The sequence below is a fragment of the Dryocola boscaweniae genome (assembly GCF_025215095.1).
Taxonomy (GTDB): Bacteria; Pseudomonadota; Gammaproteobacteria; order Enterobacterales; family Enterobacteriaceae; genus Dryocola; species Dryocola boscaweniae.
In genome coordinates, this window is the sequence record NZ_JALHAP010000073.1 from 1 (window position 1) to 15,517 (window position 15,517).

Below are 15,517 nucleotides of genomic sequence, written 5' to 3' on the forward strand. Positions count from 1 at the left end.
GCGCGCATCAGCCCCTGGGCGCGAGACGAGTTGGTCATCAAGCCCGGCCAGTGGCTATATGCACAAATCAAAAGCGTGTCGATAACCACCTGACCGATTATGTCGGATGGGGCGGTGCTTATCCACCCTACTTTTATCCAACCTACGTCTGGATAAAAGTAGGGTGGATAAGCGTAGCGCCATCCACCGCTTTCTGAGCGCTACAGCAAGTACTTATAAATTGTTTCGGCAATGCCTGTTTCCAGATTGGTGCCGATCGCCACGTCCGCGCGGGCTTTAATGGCCTCGTCGGCGTTGCCCATCGCCACGCCAAGACCGGCGCTTTCCAGCATGCTCAGGTCGTTATAGTTATCGCCAAAAGCGATAACCTGGTCCATCGATAATCCTTCAGACTCAACCCACTGCGCCAGGCGCTTGCCTTTGCTGTTGCCGCTCTGCGCAATATCCACCTGATCGTGCCACGACCATTCGCAGGCCAGCCCCAACTGGCGTTCCACCGTTTTTGCGAAGCGTTGCAGTTTAGGAATATCTGCATCGGTAAGGGCGAATTTCCAGATTGCATCCACGGTATGTGCCGCTTCACGCAGTGAATCCACATGGCGAAACACCGGGCGCTGCGCTTCCGGCAGCGAAAGCGCCCAGTTTTCAGTACGAATTACGTGGCCTGTCGGGTGTTGATACAGCATGGCGTTATCGACGTACATCAGCCCGTGAACGTCGTGAGTATCGAGCAAATCAATAAGTTGAGTGGCTTGTTCGGCGTGCAGCGGATCGGCGTTCAGAACCTTTTTCGCATGATAATCATACAAATAAGTGCCATTACAGCAAATTGCAGGTGTATCTAAAGCCAGTGCCTGATAAAAAGGATGGATGGCAACATGATGGCGACCGGTCACGATAACGACTTTGAACCCTGCTTCGCGTGCGCGCTGTAACGCGCTCAGAGATTCAGGAAGAATGGATTTTTGTGGCGTCAGCAGGGTGCCGTCCAGATCAAGGGCGATTACTCGATAAGTCATTTCAGGTTCCAGTCAAATTCAAGTCACAAGGTTTGAGCCGATGGTACACCGCCTGGGGCGTTGTTCAAAATTACGTCCCGAAGCGACAAAACGGGCTACCCTTGTGACTATCACTCGATACGTTGGGAGGAACGAGATTTCATGAAACAAACAGTCTATACCGCCAGTCCCGAAAGCCAGCAGATCCACGTTTGGGCGCTGAGCTCACAGGGCGAACTCACCCTGGTGCAGGTTGTCGATGTTCCAGGCCAGGTTCAGCCGATGGTTATCAGTCCGGATAAACGTTTCCTCTACGTGGGCGTGCGTCCGGAGTTTCGTGTGATTGCCTGGCGCATCACGCCAGACGACGGCCGTCTGACCGAAGCGGGCGTGGCCGCGCTGCCGGGCAGCCCAACGCATATTTCCACCGACCATCAGGGCAAATATCTGTTCAGCGCATCCTATAATTCCGGCTGCGTAAGCGTAACAAGCCTTGCTAACGATGGCTTGCCTGGCGATACGGTATCGCTGGTGGAAGGTCTCGAAGGATGCCACTCCGCCAATATTTCACCGGATAACCGCACGCTGTGGGTGCCCGCGCTGAAACAGGATCGCATTTGCCTGTTTACGCTGTCTGACGATGGCGCGCTGGTCGCACAAAATCCGGCTGAGGTGGCAACGGTAGAAGGGGCAGGCCCGCGTCATATGGCTTTCCATCCTAACCAGCAATATGCTTACTGCGTTAATGAGCTGAACGGCTCCGTCGACGTATGGGAGCTTAAAGATCCGTACGGCAAAATTGAATGCGTGCAGACGCTTGATATCATGCCGCCGGACTTCTCAGATACCCGCTGGGCGGCGGATATCCACATCACGCCGGACGGTCGCCATCTCTATACCTGCGATCGTACCGCCAGCATCATTACCATCTTTAGCGTTTCTGAAGACGGCAGCGTGTTGGCCGTTGAAGGTTACCAGCCGACGGAAACCCAGCCACGCGGCTTTAATGTCGATCACAGCGGTAAATATCTGATTGCCGCAGGTCAGAAATCTCACCATATCGCGGTGTATCAAATTAACGGCGTGCAGGGGCTGTTAGAAGAGAAAGGGCGCTACGCGGTAGGGCAGGGGCCAATGTGGGTTGTGGTTAACGCGCACTGATTAGCCTGATAGCACGATAAAAAAACCTCGCGGCCGCGAGGTTTTTTGTTTTAAAGCTTATGAGTTTTATTCGCCCGCAACCGGGCTGCCAACGCCGCGGTTGTTGAACTCCCACAGGCGGTTAGCGTTAGCATCATTCAGGTCGCGCTGAACGTTGCCTTTTTCATCTTTCGCACCGGTGTTGCCCGTAAACGGACGTTTAGAACCGGCAGCGTCGCCCCAGGGTTTTGTGGCATTAAAACCTTCGTTAATCACGCTATCGCGAATAACCACCTGGCCGTTAGAAGTCTGACCGGCGGCATAACCGTTTTCAGAAGCTTCAACATCCCAGGCGCGGCCCAACTGCGCTTCGTTATCGCCAGCGGCGGTAAAGCGGCTGTTAATAGCGAGGAAACCGTAGAACACGTTTGGCAGCGTCGCTGGCGCGAAGACATAGCCTTCCTGCGTGCGGCTGTTTACCAGGCGGAAATCGGTGTTATCGAACACCACCGCACCGCGCCCGGAAACCACATCCACGTCACCTTCGATGTAGCTGTTGGTTACAAGTGTACGTGGCTGACGGTTGTCTAACAGGCGGTTTTGCACATCGCTGTTGGTTACGAATAAGGTGTTCTGGCGGCCCAGAAGATGAACATTGTTCAACTGGACTTTATCGCCGTCGGTACGCAGCGCCACGGCCTGGTGGTTGCCAGCATCAACGCTGTCGCCCAGGGTGTTGGCGATGGTCAGGTTTTGCAACTGCAGACCGCTGTTCTGCGACCATACGGCGGCGGAACACATGATGCCGACGGTGGCCGAACGGCGGCTCTGGCAGCTATCAAACATATACCATGCCGGCTTGCCCGGCATGTATTTGCCCGACGGATTTACCGCGCGACGCCAGGTTGCGACATCGGTTTCGGAATCAAGCGGCATGGTGATTTTCACATCTGCGGCGTTATCCGTTGTGCCGTACAGCGTCACGCTTCCGGAAGACGCCGGAATGTAAACGGTGCCTGGGTATTCGCCCGGCTGAATAGCGATGTACTGACGTGCGCTGCTATGTTTCGCAATCGCCGCGTCAACCGCTGCCTGGATGGAAGTGTGCGTCACGCCCTCGCCGCCCGCAGCGCCAACCACGAAATCTGGCTGTTGCGGGATACGAATGGACGACGGCGTCCACGGCGCTTCATCTTTATTCATGGAAGAGAAGTAACGCGCCTGAACAAAGTTCTGCGCTTCATCCGCCGATAAAATCGGGCGAGACTGGGTTCCCGGCGCCACCTGCGTGGATGGACGGTCTTCTGGCGGCGTTGAGCTACAGGCGCTCAACGCAACGGCAAAAGCGAGCGCTGCGGCCCGACGAGTAACCGATAATGTGTTCAAGGGTTGCTCCTTGCTGTGGGGTTGAAAAAGGGGGTGTCCTCAAGGCCTGCATTTTTATACTAAGTTGAGCGAAACGGGAAGCCGATTGTGCAACTCGGCTTCATAAAAGGTGGGATTAACTGAACATCGCAGTAATGGAGGCGCTTCCTAACGAGTGAAAATGGACGTTAAAACCGACCATGGCACCGGATGCGTTTTCATCGACATCCAGTTTTTCAACGTCCAGCGCGTGAACGGTGAAAATATAACGGTGCGTTTCGCCTTTCGGCGGAGCCGCGCCGCCGTAACCCGCCTTGCCGAAGTCCGTGCGCGTCTGAACGGCGGGTTCAGGAAGTTCTACCAAATCAGAGCCGGAACCCTGCGGCAATACGCGAGTACCAGCGGGCAGGTTTGCCACCACCCAGTGCCACCAGCCTGAACCGGTTGGCGCATCCGGATCGTAGCAGGTCACCACAAAGCTCTTCGTACCTGCCGGCACCTCATCCCATGCAAGATGCGGGGAAATATTGTCGCCTTCATAACCCATGCCGTTAAAGACATGGCGGGAAGGGAGCTTTTCACCTTCTTGAATGTCTTTGCTAATCAGTTTCATAACCGCTCCTTGAGATTACAGATCGAGTAGTTTCAGCAATTCTTCGGCGGCAACGGTGGAAGAGGCGGGATTTTGCCCGGTGACCAGATGCCCATCGACAACGGCATATTCGCCCCAGTCGTCGGTACGTTCAAACAGGCCGCCTGCTTTTTTCAGCTCATCTTCGACCAGGAAAGGCACGATGGCCGTTAATCCAACGCCTTCTTCTTCGCTATTGGTAAATCCCGTAACGCGTTTGCCCTTCACCAGCGCTGTACCTTCCGGGGTTTTCACCTGGCGCAGCACGCCCGGCGCATGGCAAACCGCGGCAACGGGTTTACCGGTCGCCCAGAACTGTTCAATCAGTTTAATGGAATGCGGATCCTGAGCCAGATCCCACAGCGGGCCGTGGCCGCCTGGGTAGAACACAGCATCAAAGCTCTCTGCATTGAGGGAATCGAGCCTGCGCGTGTTCGCCAGTAAGTTTTGCGCGGCAACATCGCTGCGAAAGCGGCGGGTGCTGTCGGTTTGCGCATCCGGCTCGTCACTTTTGGGATCGAGCGGCGGCTGCCCGCCTTTGGGGGATGCGAGCGTTACTTCAAGTCCGGCATCATGAAAGACGTAATAAGGTGCGGCAAATTCTTCAAGCCAGAAGCCGGTAGGTTTGCCCGTATCACCGAGTTGATTGTGCGAGGTTAGCACCATGAGGATTTTCATTTGCTTCTCCCTGTTGGGCGCATGAAAAGATCTTCGAAGTGTAGTGCATCCTTGCACGGGCTGCTGGCGGCTAGTTCCTAAAGAAGGCCGGATTTTCGACGGCTTTTGCCACCGCGTCGATAAGTTTTGCAAGCTGTTCGCGACTGATAATGTACGGCGGCATCAGGTAAATCAGTCGACCAAAGGGACGAATCCATACGCCTTGCTCCACAAAGAAAGCCTGAAGCGCTGCCATATTTACCGGCTGACAAGTTTCCACTACGCCAATTGCGCCAAGCACGCGCACGTCCGCCACCTGTTCGCATCTCTTCAGGGGCTCAAGCCCTGCTAATAGCTGGTGTTCAATATCTTTAACCTGCTGCCGCCATGCGCCTTCTTCCAGCAGCGCCAGGCTTTCAGCCGCTACCGCACAGGCTAATGGATTGCCCATAAACGTGGGGCCATGCATAAAGCAGCCCGCCTCGCCGTTGCTGATGGTTTCGGCTATATGGCGCGTGGCAAGCGTCGCTGAAAGCGTCATGGTTCCTCCCGTCAGCGCTTTACCCAGGCACATGATGTCCGGCGCAATGTCTGCATGTTCACAGGCAAAAAGCTTCCCGGTGCGACCAAAACCGGTGGCGATTTCGTCGGCGATAAGCAAAATTCCTTCGCGGTCGCACATGCGGCGAATGCGCTTCAGCCATTCCGGGTGATAGAAACGCATCCCGCCTGCGCCCTGTACGACAGGCTCCAGAATCACCGCCGCAATTTCCTGACGATGGGCCGCCATCAGACGCGCGAAAGGAACGATATCCATCTCATCCCACTCGTCGTCAAAACCGCATTGCGGAGCAGGGGCGAACAGGTGTTCCGGAAGATAACCCTGCCAGAGGCTGTGCATGGAGTTATCAGGATCGCACACCGACATGGCGCCGAACGTATCGCCGTGGTAGCCGTGGCGGAAAGTCAAAAAGCGCTGGCGCGGCTCGCCTTTGGCGTGCCAGTACTGCAACGCCATTTTCATTGCCACTTCTACCGCGACAGAGCCTGAATCTGCCAGAAAAACGCATTCGAGCGGATCAGGCGTCATTGCAATCAGCCTGCGGCAAAGCGCCACCGCCGCGGGGTGGGTAATGCCGCCAAACATCACGTGCGACATCACGTCAATCTGGTTTTTCATCGCCTGGTTCAGGCGAGGGTGGTTATAGCCGTGAATGGCCGCCCACCATGAAGACATGCCGTCAACCAGCGGCGTGCCGTCAGCAAGATTCAGCTCGCAGCCGGCAGCCGAAACCACCGGATAAACCGGTAGCGGCTGGGTCATGGAAGTGTAGGGGTGCCAGATATGTTGTTGGTCGAACGTTAAATCAGCAGGCGTCATAAGGCGACTTGTAAACCATTTTAAAAAGATTTAGGTTTACAAGTATAACGTCAATCAACGGCTAACAACACCCCCTTTTGGAGACGCCCCATGGCTCACCACGCTCGCTGGTCAATGTCGCAGGTCACTGCTTTATTTGAAAAACCTTTCCTCGAACTGCTGTTTGAAGCGCAGCAGGTTCACCGTCAGCACTTCGATCCTCGCCACGTGCAGGTCAGTACGCTGCTGTCGATAAAAACCGGCGCCTGCCCGGAAGACTGTAAATATTGCCCGCAAAGCGCACGCTATAAAACTGGCCTGGAATCCGAGCGCCTGATGGAAGTCGAACAGGTGCTGGATTCCGCCCGCAAGGCGCGTAACGCGGGCTCAACTCGTTTTTGCATGGGAGCTGCCTGGAAAAACCCCAACGACCGCGATATGCCTTACCTTGAGCAAATGGTGCAGGGCGTGCGCGAAATGGGGCTGGAAACCTGCATGACGCTCGGCACGTTAACCGATGCTCAGGCGCAGCGCCTGGCGGCGGCCGGGCTGGATTATTACAACCACAACCTTGATACCTCCCCGGAATTTTACGGCAACATTATCACCACGCGTACCTACCAGGAACGTCTGGATACGCTCGATAAAGTGCGCGATGCGGGGATCAAGGTTTGCTCCGGCGGTATTGTCGGGCTGGGTGAAACCGTGAAAGATCGCGCTGGGTTACTGCTTCAGCTTGCCAACCTGCCAACGCCGCCGGAAAGCGTGCCGATCAACATGCTGGTAAAAGTGAAAGGCACGCCGCTTGCGGATAACGACGACGTGGACGCGTTTGATTTTATCCGCACTATCGCCGTTGCGCGCATCATGATGCCGACCTCGTTTGTGCGTCTCTCTGCGGGCCGTGAGCAAATGAGCGAGCAGACTCAGGCTATGTGCTTTATGGCCGGTGCGAACTCCGTCTTCTACGGCTGCAAACTCCTCACCACGCCAAATCCTGAAGAAGATAAAGATTTGCAACTGTTCCGTAAGCTGGGCCTGAATCCGCAGCAAACCACCACCGACGCAGGCGATAACGAGCAGCAGCAAAAGCTGGCTTCTCAGTTGCTTACGGCGGATACGGACAAGTATTACAACGCGGCGGCGGTATGAGCTGGCAGCAGCGCATCGAGCAGCATCTTGCACAAAGGTGTGCCAGCGATAGCTTACGTACCCGCCAGGTAAACGAATCAGGGAGCGGACGCTTTTTAGTCCATAACGGGAAGCGGCATCTTAACTTTTCCAGTAATGATTATCTGGGGTTAAGCCAACATCCGGAGATTGTTCGTGCCTGGCAAAAAGGCGCTGAACGTTATGGCGTCGGCAGCGGTGGTTCGGGTCATGTTACGGGTTACAGCTCCGCACATCATCTGCTGGAAAACGAGCTTGCGCAGTGGCTGGGCTATCCGCGAGCGTTAGGATTTATCTCCGGATTCGCCGCCAATCAGGCGGTGATCGCGGCGCTGGCGCAAAAGCAGGATCGCATTCTGGCAGACAAACTCAGCCACGCCTCCTTGCTTGAAGCGGCGATGTTAAGCCCTGCGCAATTGCGACGCTTCGCGCATAACGACGTTCAGGCGCTTGCGGATTTACTGGCTATTCCATGTGAAGGCCAGCAACTGGTTATCACCGAGGGAGTATTCAGCATGGATGGCGACCAGGCTCCTCTCGGCGAGATTGCTGAGGCCACTCGTCGCGCGGGCGGCTGGCTGATGGTCGACGATGCGCATGGCATTGGCGTGCTTGGCGAAGAAGGGCGAGGAAGCGCTTACCAGCAGCGAATCAAACCTGATTTACTGGTGATCACTTTCGGTAAGGCCTTTGGCGTAAGCGGCGCGGCGGTGTTGTGCAGCGATGACGTAGCCGATTATCTGCTGCAGTTTGCCCGTCATCTGATTTACAGCACGGCCATGCCTCCCGCCCAGGCCTGTGCGCTATCAGCGGCGCTGGACGTGATTCGCAAAGGGGATGAAAGACGCTCCCGGCTACGCGACAACATTGCTGATTTCCGGCGTGAAGCGGCACAGCTCCCGCTCGGGTTGATCAACTCACATACCGCGATTCAACCGCTGATCGTTGGCGAGAATGCCCGCACGCTTAGCCTTGCTGCTCGTTTGCGCGAGCGTGGATTCTGGCTCACGGCCATTCGTCCCCCCACAGTCCCGACGGGCAGCGCGCGTTTACGCGTAACGCTTACCGCCGAACATACCCGCGAGGACATCGAAGCGCTGCTGGAGGCTCTTCATGATGAAACCCGTTAATAAACTGGCGGTGGCGCAGGCTTTTGGGCGCGCGGCAAACACCTATGACGATTTTTCCGAACTTCAGCGCATCAGCGGAAACCAGCTTATAAGCCGTCTCGCCAGGCGCGAGTTCGCGCAGGTGCTGGATGCCGGGTGCGGCACGGGCTGGTTCAGCCGCTACTGGAAAGCGCAGGGCTGCCATGTTACGGCTCTCGATCTGTCGGCAAAAATGTTGAACCACGCCCGCGGACAGCGGGCGGCAAATAGCTACCTTGAGGGCGATATAGAGGCGCTGCCGCTGCCAAATGAACAAGTGTCGCTGGCCTGGAGCAATCTTGCAGTGCAGTGGTGCGGCGATTTACGCAAGGGATTAAGCGAGCTTTACCGCGTGACTCGTCCGGGCGGATGCGTTGCGTTTACAACGATAGCCGCAGGCTCGCTCCCGGAGCTGCATGCGGCCTGGCAGGCGGTGGATAAAAGGGCGCATGCCAATAATTTTTTGTCTTTAAATGAAATTGAAACGGCCTGCGACGGCTGGCGTATATCGCTTCATGCCGGGCAGGTAACGCAGAGCTTTCCGGATGTTATGAGCGCCATGCGCACGCTTAAAGGCGTTGGCGCGACGCATCTTCACGAAGGCCGAAAAAGCTCGCTGATGACGCGCCAACAGTTGCAGCGTCTTAGTCTTGCCTGGCCGCAGCGTGATGGAAAATTCCCGCTTAGCTGGCAACTTGTTTCTGGAGTTATTGAACGTGATTAGAAAATGGTTTGTTACCGGAACCGATACCGAAGTGGGAAAAACCGTGGCGAGCTGTGCCTTGCTGCAGGCGGCGGCGCAGGCGGGATTTCAGACCGTGGGCTACAAGCCCGTCGCCTCCGGAAGCGAAATGACGCCGGAAGGTATCCGTAACGGTGACGCGCTTGCTCTGCAGCGCAACAGCAACGTGCCTCTTAGCTATGAACAGGTTAATCCGCTGGCCTTTCTTGAGCCGACCTCTCCGCACATTATCAGCGCGGAGGAAGGTCGGCCTGTTGAGTTTTCAGCGCTCTCTGCGGGCCTGCAGGCGCTTTCGAAACTCGGGAACTGGGTACAGGTGGAAGGGGCTGGCGGGTGGTTTACTCCGCTTTCCGAATCCACGACTTTTGCTGACTGGGTGGTCAAAGAAAAACTGCCGGTCATTCTCGTGGTGGGCGTAAGGCTTGGCTGCATTAACCACGCGATGTTAACTGCTCATGCGATAAAAAGCGCCGGGCTGCCGTTGGCAGGCTGGATTGCAAACGATGTCCAGCCGACGGGCAAACGGCACGCTGAATACATTGCGACGCTCAGGAAAGTGCTGCCGGCACCGATGCTCGGGGAAATCCCCTGGCTTGCGGAGCTGGATGAAAAAACGGTTCTCGGCAATTACCTCGATTTATCCCCTCTTGCGGCTTAGGTCGCGTTTTTTCTCTGCATAACTGCAACGCCCGAAATTTACTTCGGGCGTTTTTCCATAACGGCTCATTCGCTAAAGCAAACCCTGTCGCAATGCTTCAATACAGGCTAAATTATCTGCACTTTTTGTTGTCATGTGACAACCATTTGTGGAATGATAATCAGGAGGATTTATGGTGCGCAGAGTGCATCCGAATAAGGAGATTGAAGCCGCGTTGAGCTATGCGGAATGCCAGGGCTGGCAGATAAAATCCGGTGGCTCCCATTGCTGGGGAAAAATGTATTGCCCGTGGCATGACAAAGCCTGCCGATGCGGCGAATTCTGTATCAGTTGCATATGGAATGCGCCACGCAATGCAGTGAACCACGCAAAACAGATAAGACGCGTGGTTGACGGCTGCTGTCAAAATACAGCTAAGCCGGGACGACATTAAGTAAGGAGAAGAGTATGTCGGAATTTAGTTTCACCCTGATATTCACCTTGCCGCAAAGCCGCCAGGACCCGGCGCTTTGGGTACAGGCGCTGGGCGAAAATGGCTGCGATGATGCGCTGCCGGGCACAGGCGTAACGGGCAGAATCGCGCTGCATTTTATCCGTGAAGCGCAAACCGCGAGGCAGGCTGTGGTTTCCGCCATTCAGGATGTTAAACGGATTATTCCCGGCGCAGGCCTCGCGGAGGTCACGCCAGATTTGGTTGGGTTAACGGATATAGCCGAATTAATGGGTTTTTCCCGGCAATACATGCGCAAATTAATGGTGAGCCGTCAGGCTTTTCCCGCCCCGGTGCATAACGGTAAAACGGCTATCTGGCATCTTGAATCTGTGCTGCGCTGGCTACGTGAGACGGGAGTAAGCAAAGTCCCTTTACCGCTGCTGGAGCTTTCGGCGGTGACGAGACAATGTAATCTGCAACGCGAACTGGCGGCGCTGGACCGCGACCTGCAAAAGCAGATTGGGCAACTGCAATAGAGTGACGGTCAAAAACTGGCCGCCACTGTAGATAAATTCATGGCGTCATCCAGTTTGCAACGAGCTTATCGTCAAGCAATGCGACATTCCCCTGCGCTACGTTACGTCCACGGTGCAAAAGGCAAAAACGGTCTGCGACGCGGCGGATAAATGACAACCGCTGTTCAACCAGCAAAATCGTGAGGCCGAAGTCACGGTTCAGGCGGCGGATAATATTGCCCATATCGTGAATAAAACGCTGTCCGCTCCCAAGCGTCGGCTCGTCAAGAATCAGCAGCTTGGGTTCCGTCACCAGCGCCCTGGCAAGCGCAAGCTGCTGCTGAACATCGCCTGTGAGTTCGCCGCCGCGCATATGCCGCATTGAGTAAAGCGCCGGGAACAGGTCATATACCATCGAAGGAATGGTTCGGGCACGTTCGTTGCCGGCCAGCAGCGCTATTTGCAGATTTTCTTCGACGGAAAGCTGAGAAAAAATGCGGCGTTCCTGTGCGACATAGCTCATGCCCAGCGCAGCACGTCCTTCAACAGGCGTAACGAGTAAATCCTGAGGCGGGCGGCCTGCATCATTCCATATGATGCTTCCGCTCTGCACGGGCAGGTAGCCGGTAATGCAATTCACCAGCGTGGTTTTCCCCATGCCCGGCGCACCCAGCACGCAGGTGCATTCTCCTTTTGTCAGCTCCAGATCGAGATTCCACAAAATATGGTTCTCCCCATAAAACTGGTTCACGGCGCGTAAACTCAACATGTGTCATCTCCTCACGACGGGTTAAAAACCTAAAGCCACTTCGCGCGCTTTTGCTTGCAATAAACCCATTTCACCACGGCATCCAGCATCGCTCCCAAAGGAGGGGGGTTGAGTTCTCCTGACCAACAGTGCAATTCCCTTGCCATCTCATGCAAGCATCGCAGGAACATTGCGATTTTGAGAATAGACTCATAAATTCGGGTGAACAAAAGCAGGAGAGGTAAAACTTTGCCGTCAGGCTGCACTTTGGCAGTGCTTAACGCTTTTCGGTTTTGGTGCAGAAAGCGGTTTAAAAGCCAGGAGAAATGTTTGTTTTGTGAGCGCCTTCACCTCTGGCTAAGCAAAGTGAAATGAGGCGATAAAAACCTAAAATAGGACGGAAAAATTTTTTTCGACGCGCGCACACCAAAATCAGGGATTTTTGCGGGCGGCAACCCCAAAGGCCTGGATGCACTTATCCACCATTCCTGTGGATAACCTTGTGCATTAGAGTTAGAAAACTATCGGTAAGCGAGAGCGGGCGCGGCCTGGCTGCAAATTGACGCGAAACCGGTCTTTTGGAAATATTCCTTTTAAATTAGCTAGTTAAATAAAATCAATCCGTGTAAGGAAAGTGTCAAAGAACAACGTCTCACTTTTATTACATTGCTTGACAAATGTTAAAGAACAAAAAAATCTGGGGATAACCGATATAAGACAGTGATTAATTCCGTCTTTGATGAAATTGCGCGCAAACCTGGGCGAGATTCGTCTGCATAACCGAAATCGTTGTATATGTTACTGGTTTTTCATCCAGTATTATTTACTGGCAAAAATTCCTGCGCCGAGTAAAATTATCGTCCGGCCCGCTAGTTTTCTCCTCAGGTAGCAACTCAATGAGTAAAGCGTTCAAACTTAATTCTGCATTCAAACCCTCCGGCGATCAGCCCGATGCTATACGGCGTCTTGAAGAGGGTCTGGAAGACGGACTTGCCCATCAGACGTTGCTGGGGGTAACCGGGTCAGGTAAGACCTTTACCGTGGCAAACGTGATTGCGGATTTGCAGCGCCCCACCATGGTGTTAGCACCGAATAAAACGCTTGCGGCACAGCTTTATGGCGAGATGAAAGAATTCTTCCCTGACAACGCGGTGGAGTTTTTTGTCTCCTACTACGATTATTACCAGCCAGAAGCCTACGTACCCAGCTCCGATACTTTTATCGAAAAAGACTCCTCGGTTAACGAGCACATCGAACAAATGCGTTTGTCGGCTACCAAAGCGCTGCTTGAACGCCGTGATGTTATCGTGGTGGCGTCGGTTTCAGCCATCTATGGTCTGGGCGATCCGGATCTGTATCTGAAAATGATGCTGCACCTCACCAAAGGGATGATCATCGATCAGCGTTCCATTCTGCGCCGACTTACCGAGCTGCAATATGCGCGTAACGATCAGGCATTCCAGCGCGGTACGTTCCGCGTGCGTGGCGAAGTTATTGATATTTTCCCGGCGGAATCGGATGACCTGGCGTTGCGTGTAGAGTTATTTGACGAAGAGGTTGAGCGCTTGTCGTTGTTCGATCCGCTCACAGGCCAGGTGGATCAGGCTATCCAGCGCTTTACGGTTTACCCGAAAACGCACTACGTCACCCCGCGCGAACGCATCCTGCAGGCGATGGAAGAGATCAAAGTTGAGCTGGCGGACAGGCGCAAGATATTGCTGGCGAACAATAAGCTTCTTGAAGAGCAGCGCTTAACGCAGCGTACGCAGTTCGATTTGGAAATGATGAACGAGCTGGGTTATTGCTCGGGCGTAGAAAACTATTCTCGTTTTCTCTCCGGACGCGGGCCTGGCGAGGCGCCGCCGACGCTGTTCGATTACCTGCCGGCCGATGGTCTTCTGGTGGTGGACGAATCGCACGTGACCATCCCACAAATTGGCGGCATGTACCGCGGAGACCGGGCGCGTAAAGAGACGCTGGTGGAGTATGGTTTCCGTCTGCCTTCTGCGCTGGACAACCGCCCGCTCAAGTTTGAAGAGTTCGAAGCGCTGGCTCCGCAGACTATTTACGTTTCGGCAACGCCTGGCAATTATGAACTGGAAAAATCCGGCGGCGATATTGTCGATCAGGTTGTGCGTCCGACGGGGCTGCTGGACCCGATAATCGAAGTGCGTCCCGTTGCCACCCAGGTTGACGATCTGCTTTCGGAGATCCGCAAGCGCGTTGAAATTAACGAGCGTGTGCTGGTGACCACGCTGACCAAACGCATGGCGGAAGATCTTACCGAATACCTTGAAGAGCATGGCGAAAAGGTGCGCTATCTGCACTCTGATATCGATACGGTAGAACGTATGGAGATAATCCGTGACTTGCGCCTTGGCGAGTTTGACGTGCTGGTGGGTATCAACCTGCTGCGCGAAGGGCTGGATATGCCGGAAGTCTCGTTGGTGGCGATTCTGGATGCCGACAAAGAGGGCTTCCTGCGTTCTGAGCGTTCTTTGATTCAGACCATTGGCCGTGCGGCGCGTAATGTTAACGGCAAAGCGATTCTGTACGGTGATAAAATCACCCCGTCGATGGCGAAGGCGATTGGGGAAACGGAGCGTCGCCGCGAGAAACAGCAGCACTATAACGAAGAAAACGGCATTACTCCGCAGGGCCTGAACAAAAAAGTGGTCGATATTCTGCAGCTTGGCGAAGGGATGGCGAAAACCAAAGGCAGAATGAAGAGCAAAGCTCGTAGCGTGATTGAAGATGATGAAATCGTCCTGACACCGAAGGCGCTGCAGCAGAAAATTCATCAGCTTGAAGCGAAGATGCTGGAGCATGCGCAGAACCTGGAGTTTGAAGAGGCAGCCCTGGTACGCGACCAGCTACACCAACTGCGCGATTTGTTTATCGCCGCATCCTAGGGAAATTGAGCGTCGGGTGGCGCTGGCGCTTACCCGACCTGTGCAATTAACGAATGTGAAAGCTCTCGTTGGATGGATATGGATGGATAAGCGCAAGCTTCATTCACAGACGTTTCCCATCCGTTAACCCAGCCTCTGAACCGCTTTTTCCAGCGCCCGGCGCAGCAGGACACGGTCATGACGATAAGGGATATCGCTCGCTTCAAGCTGTTCCTGAATCACCACCCGGTCGGCAACGCTCGAAACATCAACCTGCGGCCCGACAACCACCGCATCGATAATTCTTTTCCCAATCCGCTGTTCCATGATTTCCAGCTTTTCTTTCAGCGTCAGGCTTGCTGCGGCGACGCTAAGCTCACGCCCCAGATTTCCGATATAAACCACCGGCGCTGGGGTGCGGCGCAGCGCCTGATCCATATCTTCCAGCAGTAAAAGCGGCATCAGGCTGGTGTAAAAACTCCCTGGACCAATCAGAATCAGATCCGCCTCGGCAATGGCTTCTACCGCTTCGCGGGTGGCATGGGATTTCGGATACAGCATCAGTTCCTGCGGCGGCGAAGCAAGCTGGTCGATATTCACCTCGCCATAGATAAAATGTCCGTCTGCGTCGGTTGCCATCAAATCAACCGGCTGTTCCGACATGGGAATCAGTAGCGCATCGACTTTTAACAGGTTACGAATAAGATTAATGGCTTCCAGAGGCCGCACGCTCAGGTGATCAAGCGCCTTTAACATCAGATTTCCGAGGTTATGCCCGGAAAGCTCGCCGTTACCGCCAAAACGATATTCAAACATTGCTGATGCGACGCTGGGTTCGGTAATTAACTGGTTTAAACAATTACGCATATCACCCCAGGCAATGCCTCCTTCAGAGCGCCGGATACGGCCGGTTGACCCGCCGTTATCCGTGGTGGTCACGATCCCCGTCAGACGGGAGCCCAAAGATGAAAGGGAAGACATGACCCGGCCGAGACCGTGGCCGCCGCCCAAGGCAACCACCCGATCAAGATCCGCAAACGTGCGACTGCGCATAGCTATTC

15 protein-coding genes are annotated in these 15,517 nt (G+C 54.7%); 8 read left to right on the plus strand and 7 right to left on the minus strand.

Going from position 1 to position 15,517, the window contains the following annotated elements:
* A partial coding sequence (locus tag MUA00_RS05390; RefSeq protein WP_271130439.1) for a TOBE domain-containing protein occupies nt 1-93 on the plus strand: 93 nt, incomplete at its 5' end.
* Nucleotides 94-200: 107 nt separating this feature from the next.
* Here the strand turns inward: MUA00_RS05390 and MUA00_RS05395 are convergent.
* Complete coding sequence (locus MUA00_RS05395) at nt 201-1,019, minus strand: pyridoxal phosphatase (protein WP_271122194.1); 819 nt, start codon at nt 1,017-1,019, stop codon at nt 201-203.
* Between the two features lie 141 nt (nt 1,020-1,160).
* Between MUA00_RS05395 and pgl the strand changes: the two genes are divergently transcribed.
* Nucleotides 1,161-2,159, plus strand: coding sequence for a 6-phosphogluconolactonase (gene pgl, locus MUA00_RS05400; RefSeq protein ID WP_271122193.1), 999 nt, complete (start codon nt 1,161-1,163; stop codon nt 2,157-2,159).
* A 66-nt stretch (nt 2,160-2,225) separates the two neighbouring features.
* Here the strand turns inward: pgl and MUA00_RS05405 are convergent, their stop codons facing one another.
* The 4 genes from MUA00_RS05405 to bioA all read right to left on the minus strand — a co-directional run bounded on the left by MUA00_RS05405 (nt 2,226) and on the right by bioA (nt 6,172).
* Nucleotides 2,226-3,524 (minus strand): putative acyl-CoA thioester hydrolase, encoded by a 1,299-nt coding sequence (locus MUA00_RS05405; protein WP_271122192.1) that lies wholly within the window; start codon nt 3,522-3,524, stop codon nt 2,226-2,228.
* A gap of 115 nt (nt 3,525-3,639) precedes the next feature.
* Complete coding sequence (locus tag MUA00_RS05410; protein WP_271122191.1) at nt 3,640-4,116, minus strand: kinase inhibitor; 477 nt, start codon at nt 4,114-4,116, stop codon at nt 3,640-3,642.
* A gap of 15 nt (nt 4,117-4,131) precedes the next feature.
* The gene (locus tag MUA00_RS05415) at nt 4,132-4,812 is read right to left on the minus strand and encodes a type 1 glutamine amidotransferase domain-containing protein (RefSeq protein WP_271122190.1); all 681 of its coding nucleotides are present in this window, start codon (nt 4,810-4,812) and stop codon (nt 4,132-4,134) included.
* A 70-nt stretch (nt 4,813-4,882) separates the two neighbouring features.
* Complete coding sequence (gene bioA / locus MUA00_RS05420) at nt 4,883-6,172, minus strand: adenosylmethionine--8-amino-7-oxononanoate transaminase (RefSeq protein WP_271122189.1); 1,290 nt, start codon at nt 6,170-6,172, stop codon at nt 4,883-4,885.
* Nucleotides 6,173-6,262: 90 nt separating this feature from the next.
* Between bioA and bioB the strand changes: the two genes are divergently transcribed.
* The 5 genes from bioB (at nt 6,263) to MUA00_RS05450 (ending at nt 10,838) form a co-directional block, all read left to right on the plus strand.
* On the plus strand, nt 6,263-7,303 hold the full coding sequence (gene bioB / locus MUA00_RS05425; RefSeq protein WP_271122188.1) for a biotin synthase BioB: 1,041 nt from the start codon (nt 6,263-6,265) through the stop codon (nt 7,301-7,303).
* Nucleotides 7,300-8,451 (plus strand): 8-amino-7-oxononanoate synthase, encoded by a 1,152-nt coding sequence (gene bioF, locus MUA00_RS05430; RefSeq protein ID WP_271122187.1) that lies wholly within the window; start codon nt 7,300-7,302, stop codon nt 8,449-8,451. Before bioB ends, bioF begins: the two co-directional genes overlap by 4 nt.
* The gene (bioC, locus tag MUA00_RS05435; RefSeq protein ID WP_271122213.1) at nt 8,438-9,193 is read left to right on the plus strand and encodes a malonyl-ACP O-methyltransferase BioC; all 756 of its coding nucleotides are present in this window, start codon (nt 8,438-8,440) and stop codon (nt 9,191-9,193) included. The genes bioF and bioC overlap by 14 nt, the downstream gene beginning before the upstream one ends.
* Nucleotides 9,138-9,869, plus strand: a complete 732-nt coding sequence (gene bioD / locus MUA00_RS05440; RefSeq protein ID WP_408639686.1) for a dethiobiotin synthase — start codon at nt 9,138-9,140, stop codon at nt 9,867-9,869. The genes bioC and bioD overlap by 56 nt, the downstream gene beginning before the upstream one ends.
* Before the next feature lie 447 nt (nt 9,870-10,316).
* On the plus strand, nt 10,317-10,838 hold the full coding sequence (locus MUA00_RS05450) for a DNA-binding protein (RefSeq protein WP_271122184.1): 522 nt from the start codon (nt 10,317-10,319) through the stop codon (nt 10,836-10,838).
* A 37-nt stretch (nt 10,839-10,875) separates the two neighbouring features.
* Here MUA00_RS05450 and MUA00_RS05455 read toward each other — a convergent pair whose 3' ends face one another.
* Nucleotides 10,876-11,586 (minus strand): ABC transporter ATP-binding protein, encoded by a 711-nt coding sequence (locus tag MUA00_RS05455; protein ID WP_271122183.1) that lies wholly within the window; start codon nt 11,584-11,586, stop codon nt 10,876-10,878.
* 875 nt (nt 11,587-12,461) lie between these two features.
* On the opposite strand from MUA00_RS05455, the gene uvrB reads away from it, so the two are divergent.
* A complete protein-coding gene (gene uvrB, locus MUA00_RS05460; RefSeq protein WP_271122182.1) occupies nt 12,462-14,477 on the plus strand; it encodes an excinuclease ABC subunit UvrB in 2,016 nt (671 codons plus the stop codon).
* A gap of 123 nt (nt 14,478-14,600) precedes the next feature.
* Here the strand turns inward: uvrB and yvcK are convergent, their stop codons facing one another.
* Nucleotides 14,601-15,509, minus strand: coding sequence for a uridine diphosphate-N-acetylglucosamine-binding protein YvcK (gene yvcK / locus MUA00_RS05465; RefSeq protein WP_271122181.1), 909 nt, complete (start codon nt 15,507-15,509; stop codon nt 14,601-14,603).
* Nucleotides 15,510-15,517: the final 8 nt, after the last annotated feature.

Bases quoted from the DNA above. Each gene is read 5' to 3' on its own strand.
- pgl (WP_271122193.1), top strand. From the start codon at position 1,161: ATGAAACAAACAGTCTATACCGCCAGTCCCGAAAGCCAGCAGATCCAC.
- MUA00_RS05455 (WP_271122183.1), bottom strand. From the start codon at position 11,586: ATGTTGAGTTTACGCGCCGTGAACCAGTTTTATGGGGAGAACCATATT.
- bioC (WP_271122213.1), top strand. From the start codon at position 8,438: ATGAAACCCGTTAATAAACTGGCGGTGGCGCAGGCTTTTGGGCGCGCG.
- MUA00_RS05410 (WP_271122191.1), bottom strand. From the start codon at position 4,116: ATGAAACTGATTAGCAAAGACATTCAAGAAGGTGAAAAGCTCCCTTCC.
- bioB (WP_271122188.1), top strand. From the start codon at position 6,263: ATGGCTCACCACGCTCGCTGGTCAATGTCGCAGGTCACTGCTTTATTT.
- yvcK (WP_271122181.1), bottom strand. From the start codon at position 15,509: ATGCGCAGTCGCACGTTTGCGGATCTTGATCGGGTGGTTGCCTTGGGC.
- bioA (WP_271122189.1), bottom strand. From the start codon at position 6,172: ATGACGCCTGCTGATTTAACGTTCGACCAACAACATATCTGGCACCCC.
- bioD (WP_408639686.1), top strand. From the start codon at position 9,138: ATGGAAAATTCCCGCTTAGCTGGCAACTTGTTTCTGGAGTTATTGAAC.
- uvrB (WP_271122182.1), top strand. From the start codon at position 12,462: ATGAGTAAAGCGTTCAAACTTAATTCTGCATTCAAACCCTCCGGCGAT.
- MUA00_RS05395 (WP_271122194.1), bottom strand. From the start codon at position 1,019: ATGACTTATCGAGTAATCGCCCTTGATCTGGACGGCACCCTGCTGACG.
- MUA00_RS05450 (WP_271122184.1), top strand. From the start codon at position 10,317: ATGTCGGAATTTAGTTTCACCCTGATATTCACCTTGCCGCAAAGCCGC.
- MUA00_RS05415 (WP_271122190.1), bottom strand. From the start codon at position 4,812: ATGAAAATCCTCATGGTGCTAACCTCGCACAATCAACTCGGTGATACG.
- bioF (WP_271122187.1), top strand. From the start codon at position 7,300: ATGAGCTGGCAGCAGCGCATCGAGCAGCATCTTGCACAAAGGTGTGCC.